The sequence below is a fragment of the Flavobacterium panici genome, from assembly GCF_024499525.1.
In the GTDB taxonomy this organism is placed as follows: domain Bacteria; phylum Bacteroidota; class Bacteroidia; order Flavobacteriales; family Flavobacteriaceae; genus Flavobacterium; species Flavobacterium panici.
This window is the reverse complement of the sequence record NZ_CP100437.1, coordinates 4173938-4193410: the sequence shown is the minus strand read 5'-3', so window position 1 is coordinate 4193410 and position 19473 is coordinate 4173938. Positions and strand designations below refer to the sequence as shown.

Genomic DNA, 19473 nt, shown 5'->3' with positions numbered 1-19473 from the left:
AAAAATACCATTTCCACGATTGGTTTACATTGTCGAACTTTGACATAAATTAATTTAAAAAATAGAAAAGATGGAAATCGTACAAACACCCGAAAATGCATTATCAGCTTCAATTGTTTCAGCAATAATGAATGCCCCAATTGAAAAAATCAATATAGCAGACTGGCTTCTAAATCTGCCAGATGCCGAATACCAGCGCTGTTCTGTGAACCATATTGCAGCGGGAATTACTTCAAATTTTGAAGGGATACCAATGTCTATCAATGTAGAATACGTCGGAACTGCACTTGTTGTACAGCACTATATTTTTGATGAATATCGTGCCGATTATTGCCGCATGTTATCTATTTCTGATACTATTACAGCGAGCGGAAGATCTAAAGTACAGGTTCTTTGGGAATTAAAAGCAGAAAGAATCGACGACAAAACTTCCAAATTCACCAACACCATTCATGCAACAGCTACACCAGAATTTTTAAATTTCATCAAAGAAAACGGAATTTCTTTAGCGGAAGCTGCAAAAGCAAGACAAGAAGCCTCTGACACCCACAACCACGAAGAAACACCTCTGTTTGCAAAAAGCATTGAGAACAAAGCTTTATTTGGAAAATATAATCTACCTTTTCAACAAATTAGACTATGAAAGCTATTACAATCACAAAATTTGGAGGTCCTGAAGTTTTGCAGCTAACGGAAGTTACTGATTTAATTCCTTCTAAAAATGAAGTGTTAATTCAAGTAAAAGCATCTGGTATCAACCGAAGTGACATTCTCCAGCGTAAGGGAAAATATGCGGCTCCAGATAGCACTTCTAATGAAATTCCGGGTCTTGAAGTGTCTGGTATAATTGCAGCATGCGGTCCGGAAGTTACGCAATGGAAAAAAGGAGATCGTGTTTGTGCCCTTCTTGCCGGGGGTGGCTATGCTGAATATGTTGCTGTTAAAGAAGGTCAGTGCCTGCCTATTCCTAAGGGTTTAAATTTTGTGGAAGCGGCAAGTCTGCCTGAAACGGTATTTACAGTTTGGTCTAATATTTTTGATCGAGGCAAACTCAAAGCTGGTGAATCCCTATTAGTTCACGGAGGTAGCAGCGGTATCGGAATTACAGCTATTCAAATTGCTCATGCTCTAGGGTCAAAAGTTTTTACAACAGTTGGTTCAGAGGAAAAAGCAAAGTATTGTGATGCATTGGGATCTGATCTTTCTATTAATTATAAAACAGAGGATTTCGAAGAAATTTTAAAAGGCAAAGGCGCAGATGTAATTCTTGATATGATAGCCGGACCTTATTTTCAAAAAAATCTCAACGTCTTAAACGAAGACGGAAGACTTATTCATATTAATGCGGAGAATGGAAAAGACGTAGAACTTGATATTTGGCAGTTAATGGTAAAAAGAATCACGATCTCCGGAAGTACACTACGCGCAAGAGATTATAACTACAAAAAACGATTAACAAAAGAAGTATTCCAAAACATCTGGCCATTAATCGAAAATGGAAAATTCAAGCCCGTTATTTACAAAACATTTTCGTACCAGAATGTTATAAACGCTCATCAATGCATGGAAAAAGGAAGCCATATTGGTAAAATTATACTGGATTGGGGTTCCTAAAAATTATTGCAAGCCCTGAAGCAATTTAGTTAAAAGTGCTTCTTTCTCAAATTAAAATTCTAGAGATTATTTTTTTAAAATTGAATTACGCCCTACAGAATAAATGAATTTGAGGGCGTGATTTTTACTTTTTACAAAAGCTTTAAATGAAACACTTTTATTATTGTGGCAGAATGATGGCGTATAGTGTTTTCGGAAATAGAAAGTAAACAAATTCAAGTGTTAACGAGGTTAGGTTCGAAACTGTATTAAATTATCCTCACCGAACCCCTAAATTATTTTTTTAAGTATTCCATTAAATATAAAACCGTTAAACGGCAAGACAGAATACCAGTATATTTTACCTATAAGTCCCAGTGGCTTAAAAGTAGATCCTATAAGGTATTATTGATTATTTTAAATTCCAGCCACGCTTCGCACGAAAGTTTCATTTATGCATACAAAATCAGTTTACCTTCCTTCTTCTCTGCGTATATTACTTTCCCAAAATCCAGTGCATATCCTGCATGTATTTGCTTCCAAATTTTATAATATTACGATAAAAGCCTAATATCTAAAAGATATCAGGCTTTACTTCAAAAAACAAATACTTAAATTAAGTAATTAAAACTTAAACAAAATTCGAAAAACTTACAGTATTTAATAAAATTCGGATTTTAAAAAAACATAAGACCCCTCATAAGCGATATTAAACTTATTATTGTTAACAACACTAACTGCAAGAATTTTGGTTTAACTAACTCATATTTCATTTAAATTTCATAAAAGTTAAATTTTCATTTTTAACATCATCTTTTCAATTCTGGAAAGTGAAATTTCGGGATTAGCGCCAGGAGATTCAGCTACTAATGCACCTACTGCACAGGCAAAATCAATTGAATACTGAGGTTCTTTTCCACTTAACAATGAAGCTATCAAAGCCGCGAGAAATGAATCTCCGGCACCTACGGTGTCAGCAACTTCAACAGGATATCCCTCATTTTCATAAAGTCGGCCTTCCCACATTAGCAAGGCTCCGTGTTTGCCTCTCGTTACACACATTCCCGTTACTTTACTTCGTTCAGCTATAAAATTCATATTGTCTTCCAGACTTGTAAAGGGCGAAGCCATAGCTGCAGTAATTTCTAATAATTCCTCATCATTAAACTTTATAAAATCCGCTGACTGCATGAGGCGATCCAGCATTTCATACGAATAATGTGGTTTTCTTAAATTCACATCAAAAACCTTGTAGACTTTTTTTTGCAGCATTTCTTCCAGTGACAGCCTTGAAACGTCATCACGGCAAACTAAACTGCCATAAATTAAAACATCCGCATTAGCAACTGAATTCCTCGCCAAATCATTCAATTCAATTTTATCCCATGCAGACGGGTAACTGATTTCATAACTTGCCGATCCGCGCTCATTTAAGGTTACGTTGACCAAACCAGTTGGAAAATCTTCAGAAACTACAATTGTATCCGTTTCAAGTCCCAGTTGTTTCACTTGCTCTTTTATTGCTCTCCCGTCTTCATCATTGCCTACACAGCTTATCATAGCTACTTCGCAACCCAGCGTTTTCATTCGCAAGGCTACATTCAATGGTGCTCCGCCAATCTTTTTTTCATTGGCAAAAACATCCCAAAGTACCTCTCCGTATGCCACCGCCTTAAGGTTTTTTCCGTTATTCATTCTAAAATATTTTATTATTGTTCTTATTCAGGCTGGGTTATCTGAAGATTCGAGATTGTGCTCGTTTGTCCTTCAGCAATTAAACCCCATTTATTTTTGTCTCTTCCGTAAACGCGATTTGTGAGCGCTGCTTTTCCGTTTATGTAAACTACGACAACACTTCCTTCAGTAATTATTTCAACATCATATTTTACATTCGTCTGAAATGCAAATGGTAAACGGGTTACTTCCTGCGAAGCCGAATTATAACCGCTTATTTTACTATTAGCAATATCCAAAACCACTTTATAGTAACTTCCTGTATCATTGGTATTAAAAACAAATCCTGTTGTTCCACTAGCTTTCGCTAAAGTAACTTCGGCTTTTATTTTGACTTTCTTTCCAACGCTTTTAAAAGTAACCATTGCTTTTTCTGTTTCTCCGGACAAAGAATAAGTTCCATTGTTAGCTGTTGCATTAGAAGTAATCTCATCTACTTCTGCAGTAGCATTCTTTTTCGAAAATAAATCCTTAACCGATTTCGGTGATTGAGTTCCTAAAGTTCCATCTGAATTCTGAGTTAATTCATGAATGACCATATTCCCCGCCCAATCTTTATTTCCTAAATCATTCTCAGGCGTTTTTCTGGCATTCCATCCAAAAACATATCTTTTATTTCCGTCAGAAGCCGTTTTTCCTGCGTAAAAGTATTCTCCATCAATTCTGTCATTTTCCGGTTTTGTCCATGGACCAGTTATTGATGATGAAATTCTGTAATGCGTTCCTTTATTGCCACTCCAATTCTCAGAAAAAATTAAATACCAATTGCTTCCCATTTTGAAAATATCCGCACATTCCATCATCAGATAATTATCTTCAGGAGTTGTCGTATAAATAGGAGCTTCTACATTCCATTTTCCTGATGCAGGATCTGCGCTTGTAAAATGCAGCAAAACGGCTTTTCTTCCAGGTTCTGTCTGTGTACTTACTAACATGGAATATTTTTTCAATTCATCATTATAAAACACATGCGGATCTCTGAAATCATAATTGTAGTAGCCCGCCGGAGCTGTAATTTTAAAAGAAGGAACTTTTGTCCAGTTTTTCAAATCACTGCTGGTTGCACATAACACACTTTCTCTTGCATTCGATTGTACAAAAGCCGGAGTTTCATTGTGCCCTGTGTAATAGAAATAATAAAGATTGCCCACTTTGACAACTGATCCTGTACCAATAGCAAAATCAGGTTCAAGCGTTGTACCATATGGAATGGTTTGACCTTCATAAGTAAAATGCGCCAAATCTGTACTTTGATATTCATGAATATCATGAAACCCTTTTCCTGCAGGTTTATTCTGTGCATCATGTAGAAAGTAAATATGGAATTTTCCGTTATCGAAAAAAGGCATAATATCTCCGGTATAACCCGCACTGTAATATGGGTCGTTTGCGCCCATCCATTGCGCGGGCGGAACAGGAAAAACACTAGTTATTTCAGAATTTCCTCCTGAAATCGAACCTCCAATATACGTTTCATCCTGACTGCACGAAACCAGCGAAAAGAAAATCGAAGCGATTGTGATTATATTTCTATATTTCATTTTAGTTAAATTCAAGGTGGATTATTTTGCCGCTAGATAATTGATACTGTTTTGTGTCAGCAGTTTAATGTTTGTAATAAACTCGTTTGCCTGACTTGGCACTCCGCTGCTATTGGTTTCATTGTACCAATCATAAGCTCCCATAGAAATAACAATTACATTTTTATTTGTACTCGTGTTCGGGAATTCTGCAATTGTTACTCTTCCGTTCAGTTCATTATCCCAGGCTTCACTTGCCAGATTGGTTCCTCCTGTTTGGTTTCTCCAACCTTCTCCATTATTGTAGCCTCCCCATTCCGGTAAAAACCACCACGCTGTATGGTTTAATCTGAAAGTTCCGCTTTGTAATAAATTGGCTTTTCCAGCTTCAAAAGTGGTTAAACCCTGAAATATTGGATGACCTTCATGACCAACGAATGACATTCCCCATGAATTACCGTCTACAAATCCATTTGGAGGAAAATCACCAAAAACATTATTCGGTCCTTTTCCTGACGGAACAATTCCTAAAGCATCGACATATTGCGAAGCAAAAGAAGTCAAAAGCAAGTTTCCGCCATTTGTTCTGAAATTTTTCAATGCGTTTGTAACCGCAGGATTATAAGCCACAGAAGGTAAATTTGTAGCTGAATCAAAATGCCACCAAATCACATCAATATCACTTAAATCGGCACCGTTTTGTATACTTTCGAAAGAAATGTATTTCGTACCAGGGAAATTATCAAACAACCAGTTCGAAGCTGTAACTTCATCCATGTTTGTAATTCCTGATCTTGTAGCGGCAGTTCCTAAAAACGCCACAGTTAATCCTGTTACCGGAACTCCAACATTTGCTGTATAATTAACGCTTTTTCCGTTTGATGTTATTATAAAAGTAACTGCATTTGTAAAATCAACTGTTGCTCCTGAAGCAGGTGAAATCGTAACACCAGCAGTTGTTTCAATTACTGGTTTTAGCGCTGTCAAATCAGTATTTTCTGGAAGCGTCATATTAATGGTTTTGCTAATATCGTTTACAGTAGCTGCAACACCATTTATCTTAAAACTCTTAATTGGACTTAAAACAGTTGTAGTTACCGTATAATCTTTGTATAAATTACCATTAACCACTCTGAATTTTACTGGATTTGTAAAATTCATCGTCGAATTTAATTCCGGATTTGATGTTGCGCCATCGACAAAAACAACTTCCGGTTTTATAGCTGTTATGTCAGATCCGTAAGGCATTACAACAGTAATTTTTCCTGTTGTCTGATCAATGTTTCCTGAAACTCCATTTAATTTGAATGAAAGTACATTTGAAGGCGAACTCACATCAAATCCGCCAGTTTCAAAACTATTTTCGCAGGCAGTAATCATAAAAATCATTGCCAATACTATAGACACTTTGGTCCAATATTTATTTAAAGCTTTTTTCATATTGCTGATTTTTAAAGATTAATAACCTGGATTCTGTTTGTACAATCCCTGGCTGAAATTAATTTGCTTCAACGGAATTGGGCAATATTCTTCTTTGTGTGCATCAAAAAAAGCATCCTGATAATACGTACGTTTTGTTTTTTCTTTTGCGTAAAAATCATTCATCACCTGATCTGTAATTCCCCAACGAACAAGGTCAAAGAATCGGCTTCCTTCCATCGCCAGTTCTAAACGACGTTCCCAACGCAACGCTTTACGGGCAAAATCTTGTGTCCAGTTACAATTGCTTCCATCCACATACGTATTGATTTTGAAGTTACTCACATAAGGCAGTCTTCCCGTACTTTGCGCTGCTCTTTCTCTGATTTCATTAATTAACGGTAAAGCTTCAGATTGTCTTCCTAATTCAATCAAAGCTTCGGCACGCATCAAAATCACATCAGCATAACGAATCTGAATTCTGTTTTTAGAATTTCCGTAAAACGGATCAATATTTACAACACAGCTGCAATTTGGGGCAACATTTTCCTTTAAAGAAGCAAAATAGCCATAGGTTCCCGGAGATCTTACCCAAGCTTCAACATATAGAAATTCTGGATCATATTTGTAAGGCAGACCTGGCATTGCAACGGTATGATACAATCTAGGATCAACTGTATTGGCATCTATATTTTTATAATCAAAATCTTCGTTGTTGTACGTGTCAAACTCAGGCAAACCATTTGCTCCTGTTTTAAAAGCATTCACCAAGTTTTGACTTGGTTTATGAAAATCGCAACAGCCTAAACCTTGTGGCGTTGAAAGAACATCTGAGAAATTCAATCTTCCGTAAAGCGTTCCGTCATTATCAGAAAATTGGATTGAGAAAATAGATTCCGGTCCGTTTTCGTAAGTTCCCGGCAGGAAGTTGTTTGCAAAATCAGGCTCCAAACTTGCTTTTCCAATTACGTTATCTGTTGCCACGATTACTTCCTGCAGATGCTGCTGGTTTATTCCTGTAACTTTGAATGTTTCATCCTGTGTGTACGCTTGGTACAATCTTGTTTTTGCCAAATAAGCATAAGCTGCTTTTTTAGTTGCACGCCCCACTTGTGGCTGTGTATCTGGCAAATTATCGGCTGCAGCCTGAAAATCTTCAGCAATTTTATTCCAAAGTTCTTCGTTTGAAAGTGCTTTGTTTGAAATCGTTTTATAATCTTCAACCGGAACATCTTCGGTAATATAAGGCACATTTCTGAACATGATTTTCAGCATAAAATAGAAATGTCCTCTTAAAAAATGCATTTCTGCCATTCTTGTTTTCTTCAATGGATAATCGGCTTCTGAGATTTGTTCCAAAGCTTTCAACGCTTTATTGGCTCTTGAAACACCCACATAACTGATGTACCAGAAACTGTCCAACTCTCCAAAATCTGGACGGATATTATTTGAAACTTCAAAAAAGTGAAAATCTTGGATATCATTTGTACCGCTTCCGCCTTTATAAGCATCATCTGAACGAACATTACCAAACGGCCATAAACTGTAAGGAGAATCGTAATGATCATTGCCTAACTGTGCATAAGCCGCATTCATAAATCCTTCAACCGACTGCGGTGTTACAATATCTTCTTCAGACAACACACCACGCGGATCATTTTCTAAAAAATCGGAACAGGAAGCGAAGAAACCCATCACTGCAAATCCTGCTATATATAATATTTTTTTCATTTTTAAATCTTTTATTATAAAGTAAAATTAAGACCTGCCGTAAAAGTTGTTGGCTGTGGATATCCAAAACCTGCATTTTCAGGATCAACTCCTGTGAAGCTTTTCGCATCAAGAATCAATAAATTTTGACCGCTGATATAAAACCTGAAACTTTCCATGCTTAGTTTTTTCAATAAATCTTTTGGCAGACTGTAGCCAAACTGTAAAACTCTAAGTTTAAGATAACTTCCGTTTTCTACATAATATGTTGAAAATCTAGATTCCGCATTTCTGTCAACTGTTGTCAGTGCCGGAATAGTTGAATTTGGATTATCCAAAGACCAGGCATTCAATAAACGAGTTCCTTTATTTGATCCTACGTCATCAACACTCCAAAAATCAGTCTGATATTTTGTGTTGTTAATCACATCAACGTCAGTTGCACCTTCCCAAAAAGTAGTAAAATCAAAGTTTTTATAAGACAAGTTTAAATTGATTCCGTACAACAATCCCGGATTTGGATTTCCGATCCACGTGCGGTCTTTATCTGTAATTGTTCCATCGCCATTTAAGTCTTTGTAACGAATTCTTCCAAGGCCTTTTCCTTCCTGAATTGCCGAGTTGTCCACTTTATCCTGACTTGTAAACAATCCGTCAGTAACATAACCGTACATCGAATTAATTGGACGTCCTAAAATATTATCATCCAATCCGTCGCCTCCGTAGTTGTTTTTTACTTCATCCGGTAATTGTGTAATCTTATTTTTGTTTGCCGAAATGTTTCCGGAAATATCATATTTCAATCCAAATGAAGTTTCATCATGATAGCCTAAAGAAAACTCCCAACCTTTGTTTTCCATAGAAGCACCGTTTACCCAACGGTTTCCTCCTTCGCCAATAACCCCTAAATAAGGTGGCAATACCAAAATATCATCTGTTTTCTTGATATAATAATCTATAGATCCGCTCAATTTTTGTTTGAATAAACCAAAGTCCAAACCAATATTGGTTTGTGTAGTAGTTTCCCATTTCAAATCATCATTTCCGGATTGCGTTGCAATAAAACCAGAAGGAAGCAATCCGTTCCCGTTTCCTGCAATATCGTAAGCTGTTCCAAAAGAAGTTGCCCAAGTTGGGCTTCCGCCTGCGTAACTTGCCAAATAAAGCGAATAAACTGCTGTATTACTTATTTCCTGATTACCGGTTTGTCCCCAGCCTGCTCTTAATTTTAAGTCAGAAAAAACAGGGGCGTTGTTTTTAATGAAATTTTCATTGCTGATTCTCCATCCTGCAGAAACTGCCGGAAATGTCCCGAATTGATTGTTTTTTCCAAAACGAGAAGAACCATCACGACGAATTGTAGCCGAAACCAAATAACGATTATCAAACTCGTAATCTGCTTTTCCGAAATAAGAAAGCAAAGAATATACTGTGGAAGTTCCGCTTGTAAAAGATTCTCCCGTTCCTGCATCCGGATACATATAATCCGGCGTTTCAATCAAAAAGTCATTTTTACGTAATGTATTTGTATCGTAAGTGTCCTTGTACATCTCCGTTCCCGCCATCAAATTCAGATTGCTTTTTCCAAAGTTTAAACTATAAATCGCAGTATTAGTCCAAGTCCATTTATCACTTATTGACTGATCGATAGTTACAGAAGTCTGATCATTTTGCAGATAACCCGATTTGTAGCTTCTTTGTAACGTGCGTTTTTTATAAAAACCATAATCCATTCCGAAACTGGTTTTGATGTGCAGGTTTTTAATGATTTCCAAATCCGCGTAAGCGTTACCAAAAAGGCGCAAATAATCGTATTTGTTGTCTTTATTATATTCTAAAAGACGAACCGGATTTTGTCTGTCGTTCATACCTCCAACCGGTCCTCCCCAACCAATTCCGTCAACTGTGTGCACCGGAATAATTGGTAAAGCTCTAAGAGCAGGATCTAAAACGCCCGGATCTGTTACTTCGTTCGTACGGTTTAAACTGAAGTTTTCTCCGATAACTAATTTGCCATCAAAATATTTATAAGAACTGTTCATTCTCGCAGAAATTCTTTCGAAATCTGTTGTTTTTACAACACCTTCATTTCCATAATAACCTAACGAGAAAACATAATTTCCTTTATCAGAAGCATTCGATACAGACAAATCATAAGAATTGGCAACTCCAGTTTGAGAAATTGCATCATACCAATCTGTATTTGAAGCTTTAATGGTTTGTTGCGCATCAAGATATTCCGGAACCAAAACTTTGTTCAATTGCGGTTTGTTGTTATTAACCAACCAGTCAAATTGATAACGCAAATTGTTATTATTCGGATTTAATCCGTCGTTGATATTGGCCTGCCAAAGCGCCTGCCCAAATTGGTTTGCATTTAGTACATCTAGCTTTCTTGAATAATCAGAAAAGGAAGCATAGGTACTGAAATTGATTCTCATTTTACCTTCTTTTCCTTTTTTGGTTGTAATGATAATGACACCGTTTGAAGCTCGGGAACCGTAAATACTTGCCGAAGAAGCATCTTTCAAAACCTGAATGGTTTCAATATCATTAGGGTTTAATTCATGCATTCCGGATTTTGTCGGCATTCCGTCAATTACATAAAGCGGATCTGTATTGTTCAGCGTCCCCACGCCACGAATCACCACTTTTGTATTTCCTCCACTTGGCGAACCATCAGACGATACTTTTACTCCGGCAATTCTTCCTTGTAAAGCTTTGATCGGGTTTGGCTCTGGCTGTTTCATGACTTCCTTCATGTTTACAACGGCAACCGCTCCCGTAATATCCGTTTTCTTTTGTTTTGAATATCCTGTTACAACAACTTCATTCAATTGATTGTTGTCGACTTTTAGTGTTATATTGATTGTTTTTTGCCCTTTAACAGAAATCGATTGCGAGGCATATCCTATAAAGGAAACTACAAGTACAGCATCTGGAGCAACATTTGGGAAGGAAAAATTCCCATCAAAATCGGTGACCGAACTGGTATTTGTTCCTGAAATAATTACTGTCGCTCCAGGAAGCGGCATTCCGTCATCAGACGAAATTACCGTTCCTTTTATTCCGTTTTCCTGTGCCATCATGAGCATTGGAAAAAAGAAAAATAGAAAATATAAAATCTTATTTCTCATAAATTTTGGTTTGATTAAGGTTATTTTAATAGTTAGTTATGTTTTACTGCCATTCCCTGGCAGTTTTTTATTTTGCAAATAGATGTAACTAGCCTGAAAGAGATTATCCTTCTTACGGTTGTACGATTTGTTTTTGGATTGAATTAGAAAAATTCTATTCGATTTTCTTATTGCTTTTTATTGATGCCCAATACTTGAATAATCCCATTTTTTATTTCTATTTTCTGCTTTGAAGAAATAGTAAGGGCTGAAAATGGTTTGTTTAGGAAAAAGATTTCCGTCATTACTTTTTCGCCATTATTGTAGAATATTTCGATTGACGTTTTATCCAGAATAATTTTAAAAGCGGCACTTTTTTGGCTTCCTTCTAAAAATGCTTTGCTTACTGGTGACGCAAACTTATCTGAAAAATCAACTTTACCCGCTTTTGAACGATCAACAAACAAATAATTTTCTTTATTGTTTAAACCAAAACTTAAAGATTCTCCATTTGCATTAGAAAGTGTAAAAGTGTAATCTTCCTGCTTTAAGTTTTTTAAATCTAAACTAACAACTGTCTGAGTTAAATCTACTTTTCCGCTTTCAATTAAATTTAAAGTTCCTTTTCCGGTTTTACTTTTTGTTTTAATGGTTTTAGAAACATAATTATTGATTTCTTTTACCGGCGTGCTAACCAAATTATAATGGTTTTCTTTTTTAACCAATTTCAATTCGCGCGGAATTGTGGTACTGCTTCTCCATGTCGTTGTTGGAACCTGTTGTGCATATTCCCAGTTTGACATCCATCCGATAAATAAGCGTCTTCCGTCTGAAGTTGGAATATTATTCCAGGTCACTCCTGCATAATTATCTTTTCCATAATCTGCCCAGACTGCTTTTTCGTTATTTACCCTTTCAGCAAAAGTAGTGTCTATTGTAAATGTTTTTCCGTCAAAATCCCCAACAAAATATTGAACTCCGGAACCTCCGTTTGGCCCGCCCGGATTAAGGTTTACAATTAAAATCCATTTTGTTTCTTTTGTTCCTTCTACTTTTATTTCGAAGAAATCAGGACATTCCCAAACACCACCATGAGCACCAATATTTTTTCCAAATTCAGATGCAAATTCCCAGTCTTTCAGATTCGATGATTTGTAAAAATGAATTCGATCCTGAGCTGCCAAAGCCATAATCCATTGTTTGTGCGTTTCATCCCAAGATACTTTTGGATCTCTAAAATCTCTAATTCCAGGGTTTTTCACGACAGGATTTCCTTCCTCAAATTTCTGCCATGTAAAACCGTTATCATTAGAAAAAGCAATATCCTGCTGTTCGACATCAATTTTGCCTGCTTTCTCCTTCGTCATGTCATGCAAAGTATAAATGGCAACAATTGGTGCGGTTTTTCCAGTTCCTAAACCAGATGTATTGTGTGTGTCGACAACAGCACTTCCTGAAAATATATATTTGTCCTTATCTGGGTAAAGCGCGATTGGCTGTTCTTCCCATTTAATTAAATCTTTAGAAATGGCATGTCCCCAATGCATTGGTCCCCATGTATTTCCATCAGGATAATGCTGGTAAAACAAATGATAATACCCATTGGCGAAGAACATTCCGTTAGGATCGTTCATCCAGCCTTTTTTTGGCGTAAAATGAAAATGTGGTCGATACATTTGTTCTTCCGCTGTGTTCGATACAGTTACGGCAGCAGTTTGTGCAGTTGCAGAAGATGGTTTCAATCCTACTATCGACAGTAAGGCAGCACTATAAAGAGCTAACGGCAGATGTTTCTTTGATTTCATTTTTGTGGTTATTTTTTTTAGTTAGTGTTTCGCTTAAAGCTTCTAAAGAGATTCCTTTTGTTTCCGGCATCAGAAAAATTACGAACAACAGTTGCAACACCATCATCAATGTAAAAATAAGGAATACAACTTCGGGTCCGATTTCTGAAAATAACATTGGAATTAAAGACGGAATAATTGCCGCTAGAACCCAATGTACTGAACTTCCAAATGCCTGTCCGGATGCACGAATGTGATTCGGAAAAATTTCTGAAATAAAGACCCAAATGACCGCACCCTGACCAATTGCATGTGAAGCAATAAAAAGGAAAAGGAAAATAGGAACCGATAAACCTCCCCAATTGTAATAAAAAGAAGCCGATACTAATCCGAGTGAAATAATATATCCAACAGAACCAATGTACATTAACAACTTTCTTCCTAATTTGTCAATTAATGCCACACCAATTAAGGTGAAAATAAGATTTGTAACTCCAATTCCGATACTGCTTAACAACGCGGTATTTTGCCCTAATCCGGCTTCTTCAAAAATTCTTGGCGCATAATAAAGAAATGCATTGATTCCCGAAAACTGATTAAAAAAGGCAATTAAAAAAGCCAAAATCAATGGGAAACGATATTTCTTCATGAAAATATTCTCGTGTTTAGTAACACCGTTTTCACGCGAATCGTCGATTAAATCAGAAATATTTGCATACGGATCAATTGTATATAAAACTTTACGAGCTTCTTCGTCACGATTTTTCGACAAAAGCCATCTTGGACTTTCCGGAATTGTCAAAATAAACAGAATATAGATTAGAGAAGGAATTGCCTGAACTCCAATCATCCATCTCCATGCATTTTCGCCAATATCTTTTAAAAAGTAATTAGAGATAAAAGCAATCAAAATACCTAATACAATATTGAATTGATACAAAGCTACCAATCTTCCTCTTTTGTCTGCCGGAGCAATTTCTGATACATAAGCCGGAGCAGCAATAGTTGAAGCACCAACTCCTAAACCACCAACAAATCTGAAGGCAGCAAAAACAAACGGATCATTTGCAAAAGCGGCACCAATTGCAGAAGCAAAGTATAAAATACCAATCCAGAACAGCGTTTTTTTACGTCCTATTTTATTCGTTGGAATCCCTCCAAAAATAGCACCGACTACAGTTCCCCATAATGCCATTGCCATAACAACTGAACCATGAAAGGCATCTGACGAGTGCCACAGAAGCTGTAATTGTTTATCAGCTCCAGAAATAACTACGGTATCAAAACCGAAAAGAAAACCTGCCAGTGCAGCAGTAACAGACCAAATCAATATCTTATTCATTGTACATGTATTAAAAACTTGTTGCTAAGATATCTGCAAAAAAAACAACTTATTTTTAATGATGTTACAATTTATTTCTATAAATATTGATAGTTTAGCATTTTAAACTCAAAGTCTTTATTTACAAGGTTTTACGCAAATTAAAAAACTTTTACGAAAACCTTGTAGTTTCGATTTTGTTACATAACCTTCAAAATTGATACTTTAAAAGAAACAATTTCAAAGACAAATTAGCTTGACGTTTTGTATTCTTTAGGAGAAATTCCAAATTTATTCTTAAAAGCTGTAGAAAAATAGTTTGGAGAAGAGAAACCTAACGAGTAGGCAATTTCAGAAATATTCATTTCATTTGACTTCAAAAGCTCTGCGGCTTTCTCTAATTTGACATTATTAATGTGATCGCTAATATTAATTCCGATAATTGCTTTCACTTTTCTATATAACTGAACTCTCGAAACGCCCAATTTATCTGCCAAATCCTCAACAGAAAACTTTGGGTTCTCGACATTCTTTTTAATTATATCATTCATTTTGGTAATAAATGACTGTTCCTGATTTCCAAACTTAGATTCAGGTTCAACTCTGTAAATATTATTGGTGTAATAATAACGTAGTTTTTCTCTGTTGAAAAGCAAACTCGATAAGGATTGTTTTAGAATTGAAAGACTAAAAGGTTTTGTCAAATACTGGTCTACTCCACTCTGCAAGCCTTTTAAAACAGATTCTTTATTACTTTGCGCCGTTAGAATTATAATTGGAATATGTGACGAACGAAGATCTTTCTTTAGTTCTTTGCTGATTTGGTAACCATCTTTGTCTATCAAATTAATATCGCAGATAATAATGTCCGGAATAATTTCCAACGCTTTTTCAATTGCATCGCTTCCGTCAGAATTGTAAACTACATATTCATTCGAAAGTTTAGCTTTTAAAAAATTAACTAAATCTACATTGTCTTCTATGATTAAAAGCGAATGTTTTTCAGCATCTGAACTCGTATTTGATTCTTTTAAATCAGGTTCTATGTTTAAATTATCGGTAATTAAATTCGGAATACTGGTTAGGCCTTCGACTTTCTGAATAATTTCACCAGGCTGCAAATGACTGTTTCCTTTTAATAACGTAATCACAAATTCGCTGCCTTGCTTTGATTTTAGCTCGATAGTTCCATGATGCAAAAGCACAAACTCTTTAGACAAATGCAAACCAATTCCGGAGCTGTTTTTATTATTATTTGAAGCCCTGAAAAAAGGATTAAAAACGTTAGACAATTCATTTTCCGGTATCCCAATTCCAGAATCTTTAAAACTAATTTTAACTGTGTTATCGTGATTTTCGTTAATCGAAATACTAATTTTTCCATTGTCTGGAGTAAATTTAAAAGCGTTTGAAAGCAAATTAAAATACACCTTATCCATGAGCTCCCTATCAATAAATAACTCTAGATTTTTGTTTTTACATATAAGTTGAAAATCGATATTTCTACGGGCAGCTTCACCTTTAAAATTAATCATCACTTCGTTGGTAAAATCAGAGATTTTAGTATTTGAAGCTCTTAAAGTAAATTTTTGTTCTTCAATTTTTCTAAAATCCAGCAATTGATTTATTAATCTGAGCAGTCGATTTGAGTTTTTATGGATTAGTTTTACTTCATCGATAAGAGCAGTGCCTTTAATTTTTTCGTTTTCAATCAAAGACTCTACATAACTCATAATTAAGGTTATTGGAGTTTTGAATTCATGTGAAAGTCCTGTAAAGAAATTCAATTTTGCTTCGTTGCTTCTCTGCGCTATTTTAGCCATTTCCTGAATTTCATTATTCTGATCAATTACAGTTTGATTAATTCTTTCAAGCTGTTTTTTCTTTCTTGAAATAGAAATCGTAGAATAAATACTGTAAATCGTCAAACTCAAAATAATCACTAAGAAAAAACTTAGCAATCGAACCAGATTGTTCTGTGAAGCATATTCTCTTTCCTGAACTTTTATCGCTCCCTGCTGCGACTCAATAACTGTTTGCTGCTGATCGACTTTGTCCATTTGATTTTCGATAATTTCAGCATTATTCTTGTCTATTACAATTGTATTGAGAATATTATTTTTGGCAATTGCTTCTTTATTGTACATTTTTAAGGCCAATTTCAACGCTTCATTTCCTCCTGTCGGATATAGAATTGTACCGTCTAAAACTCCGCTCTTCACCAATTCTATCCCCCCATTTACTGAATTTAGTCCATCAACACCAATAAATTTGATTTTCTTTTCTAATCCAACATTTTTAGCAGTTTCCCAGGCGCTTAAAGCCATACGATCATTATGGGCAAAAATATATTCGATGTCAGGGTTTTGCAAAAGGATAGTTTTTAAAGGCTCCCTAACAGATTCTCCTTCCCAATTGCCATGAATAATATTATCGACTCTGAAATGTTTATTGTCATTGATAATCTGTTCAAAACCAAGACTTCGCTCGTATGCTGGTGAAGAACCGTTTGCTCCTGTAATTTCTATAATTTTACCTGACCCTTTACTATGCGAAATAATATATCGGGCAGCAATTCTTCCAATTTCAATATTATCAGCTCCAAGGTAGGCAGTATAGCTTTCTCCCTCGATTTTTCGATCTACAACAAGAACAGGAATTCCTGCCTTTATTGATTTTTCTACAACTGCAGTCAAAGGTTTAGATTGAATTGGAGAGACAATAATAACATCAACTTTCTTAGATATAAACCCTTCAATATCTTCTATCTGTTTCTCGATATTGTTATTGGCATCTTTTATAGTTAAATCTACTTCTGGTCGTAAGGAAGCTTCAATCTTCATTGAGCTGTTCATTTGTTTACGCCAATCATCTGTAGTCATAGCCTGAGAAAATCCAACTTTTATTTTATCGTCCAGTTTTTGTTTGCAGGAAATTAAAGTTGATGATGCCAAAAAAAGCAGCAAAATATATTTTACAGTGTGAAACATGAAATTATAAGTTTATGTAAATGAAAGTGAGTTTCGAAAATACCTTCTTAAACTAGTAACTTGCCAAAATAATTAGGAAGGATTATTTTGTTATGACAAGTAAGAAGTGCGTATATGATTGTAAAGATAAAATTAAACTTTTAAGTTTTAACAATGACACCTCATAATTTTCTCATTATTATAATCAACAAATTTTCTTTGCCAACATTTCAGTAAAGTTCAATGTAAAATCGTGGTAAAAGAGGTTAAAAAGACAACAAACGCAGGAAATACGAGGGTTCCGTGCGTAAGGTTCCAATCCTGCATTGCAATAAAATGCATAAATAATTATCTTCTAATTAGATTAAAGCGGTTTAAAAAGTCTAATATCCGACCAAATTTTGATTTGAATAACCTTCAAATTATTATATAATTTTACAAAAAACTAACCCGTTCTCTTTACATAGTACCAAATTTTATTTTCAAGAATTTTGTAAAAAGCTATTACATCTTAATAAATTTAAATATACATATGTTTTAATAGTCTTATTTCTAAAATTTAACCCACTTTAATTTATAAATATGATCAGCTTGTAAATCCACTAAAGTCAACTTGACTGGATTCAAACCATTCATAAAATACTAAAAAATAAGGATCATGTACAAAAGTTGGGGATTAGATAAATACAATTCACTGCCCGAAGATTTAAAAACCTATACAAGCTGTTACATCATTTCATCTACAATTAATCAAAAGAGAATTAAACATGCTAATAGATAAAATGTTGTTGCTTTTAGAAAAAAACCGGTTGACCATAGTTTTCTTTAGAATATTTTCAGAAACTATAATATTTACATTAACTCGCGGCCAACACAGCCAAATGGCCAGTTGATCACAATTAGCACTATTTTTTTCACCACCTAAAAATTTTTGTTAAAGAGACAATAGTCCTATAAATGAAGTATTTTATCCTATAACTATCTCACTAACTGTATCTTATTTTGCAAAAGAAATAGAACTCCAAAAAAAGCATCAGCTTTATTTTAAACATTTCTATTTCATAAAAAATAAAACAGAGTAATTAAACTAGAACGGAGATTAAATAATGTCAGAAAAATAAAGGGTCCGTCTTTTCAGTCATATCATTAGTAACGCAAAATTGGCAACACAAAAACATCTCAATTATCATCTTCAATTCATTAGAAGAGCCAGGGATCCTCGCTATTGAAGGATTGAGAATCACAATAGTTCCATTAGATTTTGGCGTTTTTGTTAACTGTATTATAGTTTAAAAATAGCAACGATCCACAAATAACCGCCAATTTAAAACACTTATACTCTTATTGGTTCATTTATTACTTTTCGATAAATCTAACAACTAAATTATAAAAGTATTACTAAATGTTCCTGTAATTTATCTTTCAAAATATGATATTCTATATATCAATAAACAATTAATAATCAACGCATTAATATCTGATTTTCAGAACTAAATTTTTGAATTGATAAATAAAAGTAAAAAAAACTATGACTCCTATTAATGCCCTAATCATATCTGAAGAAAAAGAGACTTTTCAAATCTTAAAAAAATTTGAAGAAGAAAATGCTATGATTATGGAAATAATTGGTAACGCTGATGGTATAAAAGACGGAATGATCTTAATAAAAGAAAGAAAACCAGACCTTATCCTCTTAGATATTCATCTTAAGGATGATCTGTTTTTTGAAATGCTTGAACAATTGGAATTTAGCATTCCAAAAATTGTGTTTATATCAGCAAACAAAGATTATGCTGTCAAGGCCTTTAAACATGATGCTGTTGATTTTTTACTGAAACCAATTGATTTTAATTCCATAATAATGGCTATTTATAAAGTAATTAAAAGAAGGGAAATGGAACGCTCTTATCAGCATCAAAAAATTAACAATTTAAATATTTCAAACACTGTTAATCAAAAAAATGACTACGTTGCCGTTGCATCATTAGAAAAAATAGAACTCATACCAATGTCAGAAATTATTTTTTGTAAGGCAGATGGAAAGTATACCGTTTTTATTCTACCCAACGGAACCAGTATAATGTCAAGCAGAAATCTGGGTGAATACAGTGCAATTTTAGATGACAATTATTTTTTTAGAATACATCATTCCTATATTATCAATCTACGTCATATTGTTAAAATTTCAAAAAAAGATGGGTATTTCTGCGAACTTTCGAATGGATCAGTTTTACCAGTTGCCAAAAGACGACAAGATGATTTTAATAAATTTATAAAACTTAAAGATTAAAATAATATAAGCTAAAT

Annotated in this window: 12 protein-coding genes; 4 read left to right on the top strand and 8 right to left on the bottom strand. The window is 34.7% G+C overall.

Annotated elements, in window-relative coordinates; all coding sequences use genetic code 11:
• Positions 1 to 70: 70 nt before the first annotated feature.
• Together NLJ00_RS17625 and NLJ00_RS17620 are read left to right on the top strand one after the other, a co-directional pair.
• The gene (locus NLJ00_RS17625) at positions 71 to 643 is read left to right on the top strand and encodes a hypothetical protein (protein WP_053471268.1); all 573 of its coding nucleotides are present in this window, start codon (positions 71 to 73) and stop codon (positions 641 to 643) included.
• Entirely contained in the window at positions 640 to 1614 is a 975-nt protein-coding gene (locus NLJ00_RS17620) for an NAD(P)H-quinone oxidoreductase (protein ID WP_256634782.1), read from the top strand. The genes NLJ00_RS17625 and NLJ00_RS17620 overlap by 4 nt, the downstream gene beginning before the upstream one ends.
• A gap of 768 nt (positions 1615 to 2382) precedes the next feature.
• On the opposite strand, the gene NLJ00_RS17610 is transcribed toward NLJ00_RS17620, so the two are convergent.
• The 8 genes from NLJ00_RS17610 to NLJ00_RS17575 form a co-directional block, all read right to left on the bottom strand.
• The gene (locus NLJ00_RS17610; protein WP_256634781.1) at positions 2383 to 3288 is read right to left on the bottom strand and encodes a carbohydrate kinase family protein; all 906 of its coding nucleotides are present in this window, start codon (positions 3286 to 3288) and stop codon (positions 2383 to 2385) included.
• A gap of 23 nt (positions 3289 to 3311) precedes the next feature.
• On the bottom strand, positions 3312 to 4868 hold the full coding sequence (locus NLJ00_RS17605; protein WP_256634780.1) for a glycoside hydrolase family 32 protein: 1557 nt from the start codon (positions 4866 to 4868) through the stop codon (positions 3312 to 3314).
• A 21-nt stretch (positions 4869 to 4889) separates the two neighbouring features.
• Positions 4890 to 6287 (bottom strand): DUF4960 domain-containing protein, encoded by a 1398-nt coding sequence (locus NLJ00_RS17600; protein WP_256634779.1) that lies wholly within the window; start codon positions 6285 to 6287, stop codon positions 4890 to 4892.
• 18 nt (positions 6288 to 6305) lie between these two features.
• A complete protein-coding gene (locus NLJ00_RS17595; protein ID WP_256634778.1) occupies positions 6306 to 7997 on the bottom strand; it encodes a RagB/SusD family nutrient uptake outer membrane protein in 1692 nt (563 codons plus the stop codon).
• Between the two features lie 14 nt (positions 7998 to 8011).
• The gene (locus tag NLJ00_RS17590; protein WP_256634777.1) at positions 8012 to 11113 is read right to left on the bottom strand and encodes a SusC/RagA family TonB-linked outer membrane protein; all 3102 of its coding nucleotides are present in this window, start codon (positions 11111 to 11113) and stop codon (positions 8012 to 8014) included.
• Positions 11114 to 11280: 167 nt separating this feature from the next.
• Positions 11281 to 12897 carry a glycoside hydrolase family 32 protein gene (locus tag NLJ00_RS17585; RefSeq protein WP_256634776.1) on the bottom strand — a complete coding sequence of 539 codons (1617 nt, stop codon included), beginning with the start codon at positions 12895 to 12897 and terminating at the stop codon, positions 11281 to 11283.
• Positions 12860 to 14218, bottom strand: a complete 1359-nt coding sequence (locus NLJ00_RS17580; RefSeq protein ID WP_053471260.1) for a sugar porter family MFS transporter — start codon at positions 14216 to 14218, stop codon at positions 12860 to 12862. The genes NLJ00_RS17585 and NLJ00_RS17580 overlap by 38 nt, the downstream gene beginning before the upstream one ends.
• 230 nt (positions 14219 to 14448) lie before the next feature.
• The gene (locus NLJ00_RS17575; RefSeq protein WP_256634775.1) at positions 14449 to 17187 is read right to left on the bottom strand and encodes a substrate-binding domain-containing protein; all 2739 of its coding nucleotides are present in this window, start codon (positions 17185 to 17187) and stop codon (positions 14449 to 14451) included.
• A 637-nt stretch (positions 17188 to 17824) separates the two neighbouring features.
• On the opposite strand from NLJ00_RS17575, the gene NLJ00_RS17570 reads away from it, so the two are divergent.
• Both NLJ00_RS17570 and NLJ00_RS17565 read left to right on the top strand, forming a co-directional pair.
• A complete protein-coding gene (locus tag NLJ00_RS17570) occupies positions 17825 to 17947 on the top strand; it encodes a hypothetical protein (RefSeq protein ID WP_256634774.1) in 123 nt (40 codons plus the stop codon).
• Positions 17948 to 18694: 747 nt separating this feature from the next.
• Positions 18695 to 19456: a LytR/AlgR family response regulator transcription factor gene (locus tag NLJ00_RS17565; RefSeq protein WP_256634773.1), complete on the top strand. Its 762-nt coding sequence runs from the start codon at positions 18695 to 18697 to the stop codon at positions 19454 to 19456.
• Positions 19457 to 19473: the final 17 nt, after the last annotated feature.

Excerpts from the sequence above, each read along its gene's own strand:
- NLJ00_RS17625 (WP_053471268.1), top strand. The coding sequence starts at position 71 with ATGGAAATCGTACAAACACCCGAAAATGCATTATCAGCTTCAATTGTT.
- NLJ00_RS17620 (WP_256634782.1), top strand. The coding sequence starts at position 640 with ATGAAAGCTATTACAATCACAAAATTTGGAGGTCCTGAAGTTTTGCAG.
- NLJ00_RS17610 (WP_256634781.1), bottom strand. The coding sequence starts at position 3,288 with ATGAATAACGGAAAAAACCTTAAGGCGGTGGCATACGGAGAGGTACTT.
- NLJ00_RS17605 (WP_256634780.1), bottom strand. The coding sequence starts at position 4,868 with ATGAAATATAGAAATATAATCACAATCGCTTCGATTTTCTTTTCGCTG.
- NLJ00_RS17600 (WP_256634779.1), bottom strand. The coding sequence starts at position 6,287 with ATGAAAAAAGCTTTAAATAAATATTGGACCAAAGTGTCTATAGTATTG.
- NLJ00_RS17595 (WP_256634778.1), bottom strand. The coding sequence starts at position 7,997 with ATGAAAAAAATATTATATATAGCAGGATTTGCAGTGATGGGTTTCTTC.
- NLJ00_RS17590 (WP_256634777.1), bottom strand. The coding sequence starts at position 11,113 with ATGAGAAATAAGATTTTATATTTTCTATTTTTCTTTTTTCCAATGCTC.
- NLJ00_RS17585 (WP_256634776.1), bottom strand. The coding sequence starts at position 12,897 with ATGAAATCAAAGAAACATCTGCCGTTAGCTCTTTATAGTGCTGCCTTA.
- NLJ00_RS17580 (WP_053471260.1), bottom strand. The coding sequence starts at position 14,218 with ATGAATAAGATATTGATTTGGTCTGTTACTGCTGCACTGGCAGGTTTT.
- NLJ00_RS17575 (WP_256634775.1), bottom strand. The coding sequence starts at position 17,187 with ATGTTTCACACTGTAAAATATATTTTGCTGCTTTTTTTGGCATCATCA.
- NLJ00_RS17570 (WP_256634774.1), top strand. The coding sequence starts at position 17,825 with ATGTACAAAAGTTGGGGATTAGATAAATACAATTCACTGCCCGAAGAT.
- NLJ00_RS17565 (WP_256634773.1), top strand. The coding sequence starts at position 18,695 with ATGACTCCTATTAATGCCCTAATCATATCTGAAGAAAAAGAGACTTTT.